The organism is Curtobacterium sp. GC_Cur_3 (assembly GCF_026544205.1).
Taxonomy (GTDB): Bacteria; Actinomycetota; Actinomycetes; order Actinomycetales; family Microbacteriaceae; genus Curtobacterium.
This window is the reverse complement of the sequence record NZ_JALNUI010000001.1, coordinates 101946-117361: the sequence shown is the minus strand read 5'-3', so window position 1 is coordinate 117361 and position 15416 is coordinate 101946. Positions and strand designations below refer to the sequence as shown.

Here is a 15416-nt window from a genome sequence, read left to right as displayed (position 1 = left end):
GGATCGGGCCTGTGCGGTGCACGCGGTGCACGCGGGGGTACGCCCTGGGCGAGAAGCCGGATCGCTGTCGGTGGGCGCGCTTAGCATTGACGCATGGCAGTTGCAGTCAAACCGGTGCGCTCGGTCCGTCCGTTCGAGGTGATCAGCGAGTACTCGCCGAGCGGTGACCAGCCCGCCGCGATCGCCGAGCTCGCGGGGCGCATCAACGCGGGTGAGACCGACGTCGTGCTCCTCGGCGCGACCGGTACGGGCAAGTCGGCGACGACCGCCTGGCTCATCGAGCAGGTGCAGCGTCCGACCCTCGTGCTCGCGCACAACAAGACCCTCGCGGCCCAGCTCGCGACGGAGTTCCGCAGCCTGCTGCCGGAGAACGCGATCGAGTACTTCGTCTCGTACTACGACTACTACCAACCAGAGGCCTACGTCCCGCAGACGGACACCTTCATCGAGAAGGACTCCTCGGTCAACGCCGAGGTCGAGCGCCTCCGACACTCCACGACGAACTCGCTGCTCAGCCGGCGCGACGTCGTCGTGGTGTCGACCGTGTCCTGCATCTACGGTCTCGGGACGCCCGAGCAGTACATGAACGCCTCGGTGGCGCTGTCGGTCGGGCAGGAGATCTCCCGCGACCAGCTCGTCCGCCGCTTCGTCGCCATGCAGTACCAGCGCAACGACGTCGACTTCGCCCGCGGCACCTTCCGCGTGCGCGGCGACACCATCGAGATCATCCCGATGTACGAAGAGCACGCGATCCGCATCGAGATGTTCGGCGACGAGATCGAAGCCCTCAGCTCGCTGCACCCCCTGACCGGCACCGTCATCGACGACCTCCCCGCGGTCTCGATCTTCCCCGCGTCGCACTACGTGGCGGACACCGACGTCATGCACCGGGCGATCGGCACCATCAAGGAAGAGCTGGCCGAGCGCCTCGCCGAGCTCGAGGGCCAGGGGAAGCTGCTCGAGGCCCAGCGGCTCCGCATGCGCACCACGTTCGACATCGAGATGATGGAGCAGATCGGGTTCTGCTCGGGCATCGAGAACTACTCCCGACACGTCGACGGTCGGATGCCAGGAGAGGCCCCCCACTGCCTCCTCGACTACTTCGCCGACGACTTCCTCATCGTGATTGACGAGTCCCACGTCACCGTGCCGCAGATCGGCGCGATGTACGAGGGTGACGCCTCCCGCAAGCGCACCCTGGTCGAGCACGGCTTCCGGCTCCCCAGTGCGATGGACAACCGCCCGCTGAAGTGGGAGGAGTTCCTCGAGCGCGCCGGGCAGAAGGTCTTCCTGTCGGCGACCCCCGGCAAGTACGAGCTCGGGATCACCGACAGCGTCGTCGAGCAGATCATCCGCCCGACGGGCCTGATCGACCCCGAGATCGTCGTGAAGCCCTCCGACGGCCAGATCGACGACCTGCTCGAGGAGATCCAGCAGCGCGTCGACAAGGACGAGCGCGTCCTCGTCACGACGCTGACCAAGCGCATGGCCGAGGAGCTGACCGACTTCCTCGGCAACGCCGGGGTCCGTGTCCGGTACCTGCACTCCGACGTCGACACGCTGAAGCGCGTCGAGCTCCTGACCGAGCTCCGGCAGGGCGTCTACGACGTGCTCGTCGGCATCAACCTGCTCCGTGAAGGCCTCGACCTGCCCGAGGTCTCCCTCGTGGCGATCCTCGACGCCGACAAGGAGGGCTTCCTGCGCTCGGCCACGTCGCTCATCCAGACCATCGGCCGTGCGGCGCGCAACGTCTCCGGTCAGGTGCTCATGTACGCCGACAAGATGACCGCCTCGATGACCCAGGCGATCGAGGAGACCGACCGACGCCGCGAGAAGCAGGTGGCCTACAACCTCGAGCACGGCATCGACCCGCAGCCGCTCCGGAAGAAGATCGGCGACATCACCGAGCAGCTCAACCGGGAGAACGAGGACACCAAGGAGCTCCTCGAGCGCCGCGGTGGCGGCGTGCGCGACGGCCGTCGTGCCCCGACGCCGAACCTCAAGCGCACGGGCATCGCCGGCGAGGGCGCCACCCAGCTCGAGGCCACGATCGCCGACCTCAACGACCAGATGCTGCAGGCAGCAGCCGAGCTGAAGTTCGAGCTGGCGGGACGTCTGCGCGACGAGGTCCAGGACCTCAAGAAGGCGCTCCGGCAGATGGAGTCCGCCGGGCATGTCAACTGAGGGCAGCGCGGCAAGGACCGTCGTGGTCACGGGCGCGAGCGCCGGGCTCGGGTACCACGCGGCCGAGCAGCTGGCGCGCGCCGGGCACCGCGTCGTGCTCGCGACCCGCAGCCCCGAACGGGCAGCAGCAGCGGAGCGGAGCATCCGGCAGCACGTGCCGACGGCGGACCTCACGCAGCTGCACGTCGACCTCGCGGACCTCGACAGCGTCCGCACGGCCGCCGACGAGCTCCAGGCGCTGGGGCCGATCGACGCGCTGGTGAACAACGCGGGCGTCGTCGGGTCGAGCACGGAGCGCTCCACCGCGCAGGGCGTCGAGCTGCAGGTCGGGACGAACCACCTCGGGCACTTCGCACTCACCGGCCTGGTCCTGCCGCTCCTCGAACGCACCGGCGGGCGCGTCGTGCACCTCGGGTCCATCGCCCACCGCTGGGCGTCGCTCGACCACACCGACCCCCTGCGCGTCGGGCACTACTCGAGCTACCGCCAGTACGGCCGCAGCAAGCTCGCGGTGATGCTCTTCGGCTTCGAGCTGGCGCAGCGGCTGGCGGACGCTGGCTCCCCGGTCTCGAGCGTCGTCGCGCACCCGGGGCTGGCGCTCGAGGCCCTCTCGCCCGCGCGCCCGGACGTCGCACCAGCACGGAGCGAACCCGGCTGGACCCACCCGGGTCAGCGCCTGTACGCCCAGGGCAAGGACGCCGGCGCGCTGCCGCTCGTCCACGCGGCCGTCGGTGACGACGTCCGCTCGGGGGAGTACTGGGGGCCGAGCGGTGTGTTCCAGCTGCGCGGACCCGCCGCCGTCGTGCGTGCGGAGCCCCGGGCCCACGACCGGACCCAGGCGGCACGGCTCTGGCACGCCAGCGAGCAGGTCTCCGGGGTGGCGTTCGCTCTCGACGCACTCGGGTGAGGCGCTCGGGTCGGCGAATGTCGGAGCCGGTTCGTACAATCGTCGGTGATGACCATCACTTCTGACCGCGACTCCGCGACCTCCGGCCGGAACGCCTTCGGCGAATCCGCGGACCTCGAGCCTGCAGACCTGCACCTCCCCGGCGGCACCGCTCCGCACAGCACGTCGACGCTCAGCGTCCGTGGTGCGCGCGTGCACAACCTCCGTGACGTCGACCTCGAGATCCCACGCGACTCGCTCGTCGTGTTCACGGGCCTGTCCGGCTCGGGGAAGTCCTCGCTGGCGTTCGACACGATCTTCGCCGAGGGGCAGCGTCGCTACGTCGAGTCGCTGTCGGCGTACGCGCGCCAGTTCCTCGGGCAGGTCGACCGCCCCGACGTCGACTTCATCGAGGGCCTCTCGCCCGCGGTGTCGATCGACCAGAAGTCGACGAACCGCAACCCGCGCTCGACCGTCGGCACGATCACCGAGGTCTACGACTACATGCGCCTGCTCTGGGCGCGCATCGGCATCCCGCACTGCCCCGTCTGCGGAGAGGTCATCAGCAAGCAGAGCGTGCAGCAGATCGCCGACCAGCTGATGACGCAGGAGACCGGCACCCGGTTCCAGGTCCTCGCGCCGATCGTGTCGAAGAAGAAGGGCGAGTTCGTCGACCTCTTCCAGGAGCTCGCGGCGTCCGGCTACTCCCGCGCGATCGTCGACGGCGAGCGGATCCAGCTGAACAGCCCGCCCACGCTGAAGAAGCAGGTCAAGCACGACATCTCGGTCATCATCGACCGCCTGGTGGCGAGCGACGACATCCTCGGTCGCCTGACGGACTCCCTCGAGACCGCGCTGCGCCTGACCAACGGCACGGTGGCGATCGACCTCGTGGACCACGAGGGGCCCGGCGCCGTCCGGACCTACTCCGAGAACCTGTCCTGCCCGAACAACCACCCCCTCGCGCTCACCGAGATCGAGCCCCGCACGTTCTCGTTCAACGCGCCGTTCGGTGCCTGCCCGGAGTGCTCCGGCCTCGGCACGCGGATGTCCGTCGACCCCGACCTCGTGCTCGGTGATCCAGAGGCAACGCTGTCCGGCGGCGTCCTGCTGCCCTGGACCGGCACGAGTGGGCTCTACTCCTACTTCGAGAAGCTGCTCGGCGGCCTCGGCAAGGAGCTCGGCTTCAAGCTCGACACCCCGTGGAACCAGCTCGACCCGACGGTGCAGGCCGCGATCCTCACCGGCAAGGACTTCGAGGTGTCGGTGTCCTGGCGCAACCGCTTCGGCCGTGAGATGCGCTACACCAGCGGGTTCGAGGGCGTCATGCCCTACATCGAGCGCAAGTTCGCCGAGGCCGAGTCGGACTCGCAGCGGCAGCGCTTCCAGGGGTACCTGCGCGAGGTCCCCTGCCCCGTCTGCGACGGCACCCGTCTGAAGCCCGAGGTCCTCGGCGTCACCGTCGCCGACCACAGCATCGCGGACGTCACCCAGCTCAGCCTCGACGACGCCTACGCGTTCATGGACACCCTGTCGCTCACCGACCGCGAAGCCCACATCGCCGCGGCCGTCCTGCGGGAGATCCGCGCCCGACTCGAGTTCCTGCTCGAGGTCGGCCTGAACTACCTCACCCTGTCCCGTGGCGCCGGGTCGCTCTCCGGTGGAGAGGCCCAGCGCATCCGCCTGGCGACCCAGATCGGCTCCGGCCTGACCGGCGTGCTCTACGTCCTCGACGAGCCGAGCATCGGGCTGCACCAGCGCGACAACCGTCGACTCATCGACACCCTCGTCAAGCTCAAGAACCTCGGCAACACGCTCATCGTCGTCGAGCACGACGAGGACACCATCCGCACCGCGGACTGGGTCGTCGACATCGGTCCCGGCGCCGGGGTGAACGGCGGCAACGTCGTGCACTCGGGCTCCTACGCCGACATGATCGAGAACCGCGAGTCGATCACCGGGGACTACCTCGCCGGTCGTCGCGCGATCGAGATGCCCGCGTCGCGCCGCAAGGTCAACCGCAAGCGCGTCATCAGCGTGCAGGGTGCCCGCGCCAACAACCTGCAGGAGGTCGACGCCGACTTCCCGCTCGGCGTGTTCACCGCGGTGACGGGCGTCAGCGGGTCGGGCAAGTCGACGCTGGTCAACGACATCCTCTACAAGGTGCTCGCGAACCAGCTCAACGGTGCCCGGCACATCGCCGGCAAGCACACCCGCGTCAAGGGCCTCGACCAGCTCGACAAGGTCGTGCACGTCGACCAGGCCCCGATCGGTCGCACCCCGCGCTCGAACCCGGCGACCTACACCGGCGTCTTCGACCGCATCCGCGGGCTCTTCGCCGAGACGACCGAGGCCAAGGCACGCGGGTACCTGCCCGGCCGCTTCAGCTTCAACGTCAAGGGCGGTCGCTGCGAGAACTGCTCCGGTGACGGCACCATCAAGATCGAGATGAACTTCCTGCCCGACGTCTACGTCGCGTGCGAGGTCTGCGGCGGTGCGCGCTACAACCGCGAGACGCTGCAGGTCCACTACAAGGGCAAGGACATCTCCGAGGTCCTCGACATGCCCATCAGCGAGGCCGCCGAGTTCTTCGAGCCGATCTCCGCGATCCACCGCTACATGGCCACCCTCGTCGACGTCGGGCTGGGCTACGTCCGCCTCGGGCAGAGCGCGACCACCCTGTCCGGCGGAGAGGCCCAGCGCGTCAAGCTCGCGACCGAGCTGCAGCGCCGCTCGAACGGCCGCACGGTCTACGTGCTCGACGAGCCGACGACCGGTCTGCACTTCGAGGACGTCCGCAAGCTGCTCCTCGTGCTGCAGAGCCTGGTCGACAAGGGCAACACCGTCATCACGATCGAGCACAACCTCGACGTCATCAAGTCCGCCGACTGGGTCATCGACATGGGGCCCGAGGGCGGCTCCGGTGGTGGCACGGTCCTCGCCGTGGGCACCCCCGAGCACATCGCCGAGGTCCCCGAGAGCCACACGGGGGTGTTCCTCCGCGAGATCTTCGAGGCCCAGGACGCCCGCGTCGGCAAGGAGCGCTCCGTCGGCGCCCGCACGGTCGACGAGACCACGCTCGGCTCGCTCAAGCGCGGCAGCGCCGCCGACAAGCAGAAGGCTGGTGCTCGGTAGGTGACGGACACCGTCTCGTGGCGGCCGAAGGCGGGGGAGATCCCGACCGACCCGGGCGTCTACCGGTGGCGTGACGGCAACGGCCGGGTGCTCTACGTCGGCAAGGCGAAGAACCTCCGCGCGCGCCTGAGCAACTACTTCGCCCCGCTGCCCACGCTCCACGAACGCACACGGCGGATGGTGCTCACCGCCAGGAGCGTCGAGTGGACGACCGTCGGCTCCGACATCGAGGCCCTGCAGCTCGAGTACACCTGGATCAAGGAGTTCGACCCGCCCTTCAACGTCAAGTTCCGGGACGACAAGTCGTACCCGTACATGGCGATCACCCTCGGCGACGAAGCCCCGAGGGTGATGGTGACGCGCAACCGGAAGATCCGTGGGGCGAAGTACTTCGGTCCGTACCCGAAGATCTGGGCCGTGCACGACACCATCGACCTGATGATCAAGGTCTTCCCGATCCGCACGTGCTCGGACTCGTCCTACAAGCGCGCCATGCAGACGGGCAAGCCGTGCTTCCCCGGGCAGATCGGCAAGTGCGGCGGGCCGTGCTCGCAGCGCGTCACCATCGCCGAGCACCGCGCGATGGTCGAGGAGTTCGTCCGCTTCATGGGCAGCTACGACCGCCGGATCATCACGCAGCTCCGGCAGCGGATGGGGGCGTCGTCCGACGCGATGCAGTACGAGCAGGCCGCCCGGTTCCGCGACCAGGTCGAGGCCCTCGAAGCCGTGCTCGAGAAGTCCGCCGTGGTGCTGAAGGACTCGGTCGACCTCGACCTGTTCGGCATCGCCGAGGACGAGCTCGCGGCGGCGGTCCAGCTGTTCTCCGTCCGCGGCGGACGCATCCGCGGTGTCCGGGGATGGGTCGTGGACAAGGAGCTCGACATCAGCACCGGCGACCTCGTCGAGCAGATCGTCCAGGGCGTCTACGCCGACGGCGAGCTGGCACCCCAGACCGCCGGTGCCCTCACCAGTCCGAGCATGGAGGAGCCGCCGCGCGAGGTCGTCGTGCCCGAGCTCCCCGAGGACGCCGACGCCCTGCAGCAGTGGCTCAGCGACCGCCGTGGTGGGCGCGGCACGAAGCTCAGCACCGCCCAGCGCGGAGAACGGGCAGGCCTTGCCCGCACGGCCTCGCAGAACGCGAAGCAGGCCCTCATGCTCTACAAGACCAAGCGCTCGGCCGACTACACCACCCGCGCCGCGGCCCTGGCGGACATCCAGGAGGCCCTCGGGATGTCCGAGGCACCGCTGCGCATGGAGTGCTACGACATCTCGCACCTGCAGGGCACGAACGTGGTGGCCTCGATGGTGGTGTTCGAGGACGGCCTGCCGCGCAAGGACCAGTACCGCCGCTACTCGATCGCCGAGACCCGCGACGACACCGACAGCATGCACCAGGTGCTCACCCGTCGGCTCGCGCGGCTCGACGAGGACGCCGAGCTGCCGGACCAGCCCGACCACAACGCCGACGGGGTCGTGGCGGTGGAGAAGCCGACGAAGCGCTTCGCGTACCGCCCGCAGCTGCTCATCGTCGACGGCGGCCAGCCCCAGGTGGCGGCCGCCAAGCGCGCGATGGACGAGGCCGGCGTCACCGACATCGCACTCGTCGGCATCGCCAAGCGGCTCGAGGAGCTCTGGCTGCCCGACGACGACTTCCCGGTGATCCTGCCGCGCAACTCGGAGGCCCTGTTCCTCATCCAGCGCATCCGCGACGAGGCGCACCGCTTCGCGATCACGCACCAGCGTGGCCGTCGCAAGCGCGACGTCCGCACGCAGCTGTCCGAGATCCCGGGCCTCGGCCCGAGCCGGGTCAGCGCGCTGCTGAAGCACTTCGGCTCCGTCGCGCGGCTCCGCGGTGCCACCGCCGAGGAGATCGGCGTGGTCCCCGGCGTCGGCCCGGCGACGGCGGCGGCGGTCGTCCGGAAGCTGCAGACGGTCCCGACGAGCACGCCGACCGGCGAGTCACCGGCCGAGCCGACGAGCCCGACCGGTCCGACGAGTGCCGGAGACGCGGACGCGTCTGCCGCGACGGAGACGGACGACCGGACGGGAGGCCCGGTGCGGGTCCCCGAGGTGACCAGCGACGGTCCGACGCTGCCGTCGTGACGTCACCACGAGCCTCCAGGCCGGCCCGTCCGCTCGCCCCTGCCGGACGGTAGCCTTGACGCCGAGCCACCAGACCCACGGCCCGCTCTGCGGGCCACCGGACCACCCGGGCGACGCGCCCGGGCAGCGACGACGGAGCACATCTCCCAGATGACGGACACCGAACCGAAGCCCCAGCACGACGTCCTCATCGTCACCGGGATGTCCGGTGCCGGCCGCTCGACGGTCGGCAAGGCGCTCGAGGACCTCGACTGGTACGTCGTCGACAACCTGCCGACCCAGATGCTCGGGCCGCTCACCGACCTGGCCGACCGTGCGGGGGAGAAGATCCCGAAGCTCGCCGCGGTGGTGGACGTCCGCGGTGGGCGCTACTTCACGGCTCCGGAGCACGCGGTCGAGCAGCTCCGGTCGAGCACGTCGGCGCGGGTCCGCGTGCTGTTCCTCGAAGCGACGGACCAGGTCCTCGTGCGACGGTTCGAGCAGGTGCGTCGACCCCATCCGCTCCAGGGTGAGGACACCCTCCTCGACGGCATCGCGCGGGAGCGCACCCGGCTGCTCGGGCTGCGCGAGGCCTCCGACGTGATCATCGACACGTCCGACCTGAACATCCACCAACTCGCGAACACCATCACCGAGAAGTTCGCCGAGGACCGCTTCACCGGTGTCCAGGTCACGCTGATGAGCTTCGGCTTCAAGTACGGGCTGCCGACGGACGCCGACATGGTCGCCGACGTCCGGTTCATCCCGAACCCCTACTGGGTGCCGGAACTCCGCGAGCACACCGGCCTCGACGAGCCGGTCTCGGACTACGTGCTGGCCCAGTCGGGGGCCCGGCAGTTCGTCGACCGGTACGCCGCCGTGCTCGAGCCCGTGCTCGCCGGGTACCAGCGGGAGAACAAAAGACACGCTACGATCGCCATCGGCTGTACCGGCGGGAAGCACCGCTCGGTCGCCATCGTCGCCGAGTTGGCGAGCGTCCTCCGCGGGATGCCCAACGTCGCCGTGCGTGTGAAGAACCGAGATCTCGGCCGGGAGTGACCGTCCCACCGGCCGCTGCACACGGGTGCGCCAACGGGACCGACGAGCCCCACCACCAGAAACGTTAGGAATGATGCTGTGCCGTTGACTGCCGAGGTCAAGGACGAACTGGCCAGGGTCGTCGTGGGCCGCAACACGGTCCGTGCCGCCGAACTCGCGACGATCCTCCGGTTCGCGGGTGGCCTGCACGTCATCTCCGGCAGGATCGCCGTCGAGGTCGAGCTCGACACCCGGATCATCGTGCACCGCGTGCGCAAGGACCTCGCCGAGCTCTACGGCGTGCGGAGCGAGGCCTCGGTCGGCTCGACCGCCTCGGCTCGTCGCGGCACCCGCTACCTGGTCCGCGTCCTCGAAGCGGGGGAGACCCTCGCCCGCCAGACCGGCCTGATGGACGCCCGTCGCCGACCCGTGCGCGGGCTCCCGAACCGCCTGACCACGGGCAACCGCGAGGACCTGGCCGCCATCTGGCGCGGTGCCTTCCTCGCCGCCGGCACCCTGACCGACCCGGGCCGAGCCGCCGCGCTCGAGGTCACCTGCCCTGGCAACGAGGCAGCGATGGCCCTGGTGGGAGCCGCCTCGCGCCTCGGCGTCGCCGCGAAGGGCCGCGAGGTCCGCGGGGTGCACCGCGTCGTCATCCGCGACGGCGAGGCCATCGGGCAGATGCTCACCGTCATGGGCGCCGCGCGCACCACCGCCGAGTGGGAGGAGATGCGCCAGCGCCGCGAGGTCCGGGCCACCGCCAACCGCCTCGTGAACTTCGACGACGCCAACCTCCGCCGCTCCGCCCAGGCTGCCGTCGCGGCGTGCGCCCGGGTCGAGCGTGCCCTCGAGATCCTCGGCGACGAGGTCCCCGACCACCTGCAGTACGCCGGCTCGCTCCGCCTGCAGCACCGCGACGCCTCGCTCGACGAGCTGGGCCAGCACGCGGACCCGCCCATGACGAAGGACGCCATCGCCGGCCGCATCCGTCGCCTGCTGGCGATGGCCGACAAGCGTGCCGTCGAGCTCGACGTCCCGGGCACCGAGGCCAGCGTGCCGGAGGAGCTCGAGGGCGTCTGACACCCGCTGCACGGTCGACGTCGTCCAGGCGGCGTGTGGGGCGCTGACTGCTAGGCTCGTTTCGGTGGCGTTACGGGGCGTATCGTCAGCCACCCGCGTTCCCGTCACGGGTGCGTGACTCCCGAAAGCAGCGTCCTCGGGCGCTCCACACCCACAGGAGATCCTTTGACCGTCAAGATCGGTATCAACGGCTTCGGCCGGATCGGCCGCAACTTCTTCCGGGCCGCCCTGGCCAAGGGCAGCGACCTCGAGATCGTGGCGGTGAACGACCTCACCGACAACGCCGCACTCGCGAACCTGCTCAAGTTCGACTCGATCACGGGTCGTCTCGGCGTCTCCGTCGAGCTGGACGGCGACAACATCGTCGTCGACGGCAAGCCGATCAAGGTCCTCGCGGAGCGCGACCCCGCGAACCTCCCCTGGGGCGAGCTGGGCGTCGACATCGTCATCGAGTCGACCGGCTTCTTCACCAAGGCCGCCGATGCGCAGAAGCACATCGACGCCGGCGCCAAGAAGGTCATCATCTCCGCTCCGGCCACGGGTGACGACGTCACCATCGTGCTCGGCGTGAACGAGGACACCTACGACGCCGCGAACCACCACATCATCTCGAACGCGTCGTGCACCACGAACAGCCTCGCGCCGCTCGCCAAGGTGTTCCACGACAAGTTCGGCATCGAGCGCGGTCTCATGACCACGGTCCACGCCTACACCGCCGACCAGAACCTGCAGGACGGCCCGCACAAGGACCCCCGTCGTGCCCGTGCCGCCGCACTGAACATCGTGCCGACCTCGACCGGTGCCGCCAAGGCCATCGGCCTGGTCATGCCCGAGCTCGCCGGCAAGCTCGACGGCTTCGCGCTGCGCGTCCCGGTCCCCACCGGCTCGATCACCGACCTCACCCTCGAGACCAAGTCCGAGGTCACCGTCGACGAGATCAACGCCGCGTACAAGGAGGCAGCCGAGGGCCCGATGAAGGGCATCCTGCTCTACAGCGAGGACCCGCTGGTGTCGACCGACATCACCACGGACCCGCACTCCTCGATCTACGACTCCGGCCTGACCAAGGTCATCGGCGGGCTCGTGAAGATCACCTCGTGGTACGACAACGAGTGGGGCTACTCGAACCGCCTCGTCGACCTCACCGAGTACGTCGGCGAGCGTCTGTAACACATGACTCTCCGCACCCTCGAGGACCTCGGCGACCTCGCCGGCAAGCGTGTCGTCGTCCGCTGTGACCTGAACGTCCCGCTCAAGGACGGCACGATCACGGACGACGGCCGCGTGCGGGCGTCGCTCACCACGTTGAACACGCTGATCACCGCCGGTGCGCGGGTCATCGTGATCTCCCACCTCGGTCGTCCCGACGGCGAACCCAAGCCCGAGTTCTCGCTCGCGCCGGTCGCCCAGCGGCTCTCGGAGCTGCTCGGGAAGCCGGTGACCTTCGTCGGCGAGACCGTCGGCGACGAGGCCACCGCGGCCGCCGAGGACCTCGAGGACGGTGACGTCCTGCTGCTCGAGAACCTCCGCTTCAACCCGGAGGAGACCTCGAAGGACGCCGCCGAGCGCAGTGCCTTCGCGGAGCGCATCGCCGCTCTCGGTGACGCCTTCGTGTCCGACGGCTTCGGCGTCGTGCACCGCAAGCAGGCCTCCGTGTACGAGCTGGCCTCCGCCCTGCCGTCCGCGGCCGGGCAGCTCATCGAGCAGGAGCTCACCGTGCTCGAGCGGCTGACCAAGGACCCGGAGCGCCCCTACACGGTGGTGCTCGGCGGCTCGAAGGTCAGCGACAAGCTCGGGGTCATCGACCACATCCTGCCCAAGGTCGACACGCTCTGCATCGGCGGCGGCATGCTCTTCACCTTCCTGGCCGCAGCGGGCCACGGGGTGGCGAAGTCGCTGCTCGAGCAGGACCAGCTCGACGTCGTCCGCGAGTACGTCTCGCGGGCGAAGGAGCTCGGCGTCACGATCGACCTGCCGACCGACGTCGTGGTGGCCTCCGGGTTCGCCGCGGACGCCGACCACGAGACGGTCCCGGCCGACGCGATCGAGTCCTCCTCGTTCGGCGCCGACGGCATCGGCCTCGACATCGGCCCCGAGACCGCAGCGCGGTTCGCGAAGGCCGTGTCCGGATCGAAGACCGTCTTCTGGAACGGCCCGATGGGCGTGTTCGAGTTCCCGGCCTTCGCCGCCGGCACGAAGACCGTCGCCCAGGCGCTGACCGAGGTCGACGGCCTCGGCGTCGTCGGTGGTGGCGACTCGGCCGCAGCGGTCCGGTCCCTCGGGTTCACGGACGACCAGTTCGGGCACATCTCCACCGGTGGTGGTGCGAGCCTCGAGTTCCTCGAGGGCAAGTCGCTCCCCGGTCTCGAAGCCCTGGGGTGGTCCGCATGAGCCGTACGCCGCTGATCGCCGACAACGCACGGGATGGTGCAGCATGAGCCGCACGCCGCTGATTGCCGGCAACTGGAAGATGAACCTCGATCATCTGCAGGCCATCGCGACCGTGCAGAAGCTCGCATGGACGCTGAAGGACGCCCGCCACGACTTCGACGACGTCGAGGTCGCGGTGTTCCCGCCCTTCACGGACCTGCGCAGCGTGCAGACGCTCATCTCCGCCGACAAGCTCCCGATCCGCTTCGGCGCCCAGGACCTGTCGCAGCACGACTCGGGCGCGTACACCGGTGACGTGTCCGGTGCGTTCCTGGCCGCGCTCGACGCCGCCTACGTGATCGTCGGGCACTCCGAGCGCCGCACGATGCACGGGGAGACCGACCAGGTCGTCGCCGCCAAGACCGCCGCGGCCGTCAAGCACGGGCTCGTGCCGATCGTCTGTGTCGGCGAGACCGGGGAGCAGCGCGACGAGCGCGGCCCCGGGATCGTCCCGGTCGAGCAGCTGCAGGTCGTCCTCGACACCGTGCCGTCCTCCGAGATCGTCGTCGCCTACGAGCCGGTCTGGGCCATCGGCTCCGGGCAGGCCGCCACGGCCGAGCAGGCCCAGGACGAGTGCGCCGCACTCCGTCGTGGGATCGCTGCGGCCTGGGGCGAGGATGCAGCCGCGGCGACGCGGGTGCTCTACGGCGGCTCGGTCAAGTCCGGCAACATCGCGGGGTTCCTCCGCGAGCCCGACGTCGACGGCGCGCTCGTCGGCGGGGCGTCGCTCGACGTGCAGGAGTTCGCCGCGATCGCGCGGTTCCGCCAGCACGTCGGGCTCTGACACCGCACCTGGGGCACCTGCTCCCGCACCACTCCCGCGCCGGTACCGGCCGAGCCCTGCTCGGCCGGTACACTGGTACGGCTGACTGACACGAAAGGTACGTCGTGGCGATACTCTCCGTCGTGCTGCAGGTCCTGCTCGCTATCACGAGCCTCCTGCTCACGCTCCTCATCCTGCTGCACAAGGGCCGCGGTGGCGGCCTCTCCGACATGTTCGGCGGTGGCGTGACGAGCAACCTCGGGGCGTCCGGCGTGGCCGAGCGCAACCTGAACCGCATCACGGTGATCCTCGGTCTCCTGTGGATCACGAGCATCATCGTGCTCGGTCTCATCAACAAGTTCACAGCGGGGAGCTGAGCCATGGCATCCGGAGGCAGTGCAATCCGAGGGTCTCGCGTCGGCGCGGGCCCGATGGGGGAGCAGGACCGTGGGGTCCAGGCAGAGCGCGTGGCGATCTCGTACTGGGACGCCCTCGGGAACGAGGTCGTGCGGTACTTCTCCGCGACCCTCCCCGACGAGGAGATCCCCGAGACGGTCGACTCGCCGTCCAGCGGGCTCCCGGCCGGCCGCGACAAGGAGAACCCGCCCGTGGTCTCCAAGACCGAGCCCTACAAGACGCACCTCGCGTACGTGAAGGAGCGCCGCACCGAGGAAGAGGCAGCCCAGCTCCTCGAAGACGCGCTGCAGCAGCTCCGCCAGCGTCGCGGCACCGCGAAGTAGGCACCAGTTCCACACGAAGGCCCCCGCACCGATGGTGCGGGGGCCTTCGTCGTGTCGTGCGCTCTGGTGAGATCGCACTTGGTGTCGCCTCGCGCAGTGAGGAGCCGACACCAAGTGCGATCTCACCGGGGCACACGCGGGGTGACCACAGACAGACGGGAGGCCCGGTGCCAGCTGGCACCGGGCCTCCCGTCTGCGGGGTGCGTCAGTAGGTCGACGCGATGAGGTTCTCCGGGACGTCGCGGGCGGCGTCCTGGTCCACGAAGAAGACGGTGCGCTTGCGACCCTGCACGCCACCGACGGGGACCTCGTCGACGGAGGCACCCGCGAGGGCGAGCCCGAGGACCGAGGCCTTCTCGGCGCCGGACAGGATGACCCACACCCGCTGCGACGCGTTGATCGCCGGGTAGGTCAGGGTGAGACGCTGCGGCGGCGGCTTGGGGGAGTCGTCGACCGGCACGACCACGTGGTCGGTCACCGTGAGCTGCGGGAACTCCGGGAACAGCGACGCGGTGTGCCCGTCCGGGCCGACCCCGAGCAGGGTGATGTCGAACTTCGGCGCGATGGCGGAGTCAGGCGCTGCAGCCTGGAGCTCACGCTCGTACTGCGCGGCGGCCTCGTCGATGCTGAGTCCGGCGTCGGACGCGGCCATCGGGTGGATGTTCTCCGCGGGGATGCCGACGTGGTCGAAGAAGTCGGACTGCGTGCCCGTGATGTTCCGGTCGGCGTCGCCCTCCGGAGCCCAGCGCTCGTCGACCCACCAGACGTGCACCTTCGACCAGTCGACGCTCTCACGAGCCTGCGACTGCCCGATCGCGGCGAGGACCAGTGTGGACACCGACCCACCGCTGATGGCGATGTCCGCCCGCTCCTGCTCGTCCAGCACGTCGATGATCTTCGTGATGAAGCGTGCGGCGACGGACGCGCCGAGGGCCTGCTTGTCCGGGTGCACCAGCACCCGCCGTTCGTTGGTCACGTGACTCCCGTGTTCGTGGAGCGGCCAGAGGATGTGGTCGCGGTCGGCCCGTCCGGTCCGCCCCTGCCGTGACGACAGGGGCGGGACGGTCGGACCGCGGTG

At 69.8% G+C, this 15416-nt stretch carries 12 protein-coding genes; 11 read left to right on the top strand and 1 reads right to left on the bottom strand.

Features of this window, described 5'->3' with window-relative positions; translation table 11 throughout:
* The first annotated feature begins 93 nt into the window (after positions 1 to 93).
* From uvrB to OXR63_RS00480, 11 genes are all read left to right on the top strand, one after another.
* Entirely contained in the window at positions 94 to 2184 is a 2091-nt protein-coding gene (uvrB, locus tag OXR63_RS00530; RefSeq protein WP_267419310.1) for an excinuclease ABC subunit UvrB, read from the top strand.
* The gene (locus tag OXR63_RS00525; RefSeq protein ID WP_267419308.1) at positions 2174 to 3091 is read left to right on the top strand and encodes an SDR family NAD(P)-dependent oxidoreductase; all 918 of its coding nucleotides are present in this window, start codon (positions 2174 to 2176) and stop codon (positions 3089 to 3091) included. Before uvrB ends, OXR63_RS00525 begins: the two co-directional genes overlap by 11 nt.
* Before the next feature lie 48 nt (positions 3092 to 3139).
* Positions 3140 to 6205, top strand: coding sequence for an excinuclease ABC subunit UvrA (gene uvrA / locus OXR63_RS00520; protein ID WP_267419306.1), 3066 nt, complete (start codon positions 3140 to 3142; stop codon positions 6203 to 6205).
* The gene (gene uvrC, locus OXR63_RS00515; RefSeq protein ID WP_267419305.1) at positions 6206 to 8308 is read left to right on the top strand and encodes an excinuclease ABC subunit UvrC; all 2103 of its coding nucleotides are present in this window, start codon (positions 6206 to 6208) and stop codon (positions 8306 to 8308) included. It abuts the gene before it with no gap.
* Between the two features lie 150 nt (positions 8309 to 8458).
* Complete coding sequence (rapZ, locus tag OXR63_RS00510; RefSeq protein WP_194660456.1) at positions 8459 to 9346, top strand: RNase adapter RapZ; 888 nt, start codon at positions 8459 to 8461, stop codon at positions 9344 to 9346.
* Positions 9347 to 9424: 78 nt separating this feature from the next.
* Positions 9425 to 10405 carry a DNA-binding protein WhiA gene (whiA, locus tag OXR63_RS00505; RefSeq protein WP_267419302.1) on the top strand — a complete coding sequence of 327 codons (981 nt, stop codon included), beginning with the start codon at positions 9425 to 9427 and terminating at the stop codon, positions 10403 to 10405.
* Positions 10406 to 10570: 165 nt separating this feature from the next.
* Positions 10571 to 11575, top strand: coding sequence for a type I glyceraldehyde-3-phosphate dehydrogenase (gene gap, locus OXR63_RS00500; RefSeq protein WP_267419300.1), 1005 nt, complete (start codon positions 10571 to 10573; stop codon positions 11573 to 11575).
* Between the two features lie 3 nt (positions 11576 to 11578).
* A complete protein-coding gene (locus tag OXR63_RS00495) occupies positions 11579 to 12796 on the top strand; it encodes a phosphoglycerate kinase (RefSeq protein ID WP_267419299.1) in 1218 nt (405 codons plus the stop codon).
* A 43-nt stretch (positions 12797 to 12839) separates the two neighbouring features.
* Positions 12840 to 13619 (top strand): triose-phosphate isomerase, encoded by a 780-nt coding sequence (gene tpiA / locus OXR63_RS00490; RefSeq protein ID WP_267419298.1) that lies wholly within the window; start codon positions 12840 to 12842, stop codon positions 13617 to 13619.
* A 104-nt stretch (positions 13620 to 13723) separates the two neighbouring features.
* A complete protein-coding gene (gene secG / locus OXR63_RS00485) occupies positions 13724 to 13975 on the top strand; it encodes a preprotein translocase subunit SecG (protein WP_071275211.1) in 252 nt (83 codons plus the stop codon).
* Between the two features lie 3 nt (positions 13976 to 13978).
* Complete coding sequence (locus OXR63_RS00480) at positions 13979 to 14338, top strand: RNA polymerase-binding protein RbpA (RefSeq protein ID WP_071275214.1); 360 nt, start codon at positions 13979 to 13981, stop codon at positions 14336 to 14338.
* A gap of 205 nt (positions 14339 to 14543) precedes the next feature.
* Here the strand turns inward: OXR63_RS00480 and pgl are convergent, their stop codons facing one another.
* On the bottom strand, positions 14544 to 15314 hold the full coding sequence (gene pgl, locus OXR63_RS00475; protein ID WP_267419295.1) for a 6-phosphogluconolactonase: 771 nt from the start codon (positions 15312 to 15314) through the stop codon (positions 14544 to 14546).
* Positions 15315 to 15416 lie beyond the last annotated feature (102 nt).

Bases quoted from the DNA above. Each gene is read 5' to 3' on its own strand.
- uvrA (WP_267419306.1), top strand. From the start codon at position 3,140: ATGACCATCACTTCTGACCGCGACTCCGCGACCTCCGGCCGGAACGCC.
- OXR63_RS00525 (WP_267419308.1), top strand. From the start codon at position 2,174: ATGTCAACTGAGGGCAGCGCGGCAAGGACCGTCGTGGTCACGGGCGCG.
- tpiA (WP_267419298.1), top strand. From the start codon at position 12,840: ATGAGCCGCACGCCGCTGATTGCCGGCAACTGGAAGATGAACCTCGAT.
- rapZ (WP_194660456.1), top strand. From the start codon at position 8,459: ATGACGGACACCGAACCGAAGCCCCAGCACGACGTCCTCATCGTCACC.
- OXR63_RS00480 (WP_071275214.1), top strand. From the start codon at position 13,979: ATGGCATCCGGAGGCAGTGCAATCCGAGGGTCTCGCGTCGGCGCGGGC.
- uvrB (WP_267419310.1), top strand. From the start codon at position 94: ATGGCAGTTGCAGTCAAACCGGTGCGCTCGGTCCGTCCGTTCGAGGTG.
- OXR63_RS00495 (WP_267419299.1), top strand. From the start codon at position 11,579: ATGACTCTCCGCACCCTCGAGGACCTCGGCGACCTCGCCGGCAAGCGT.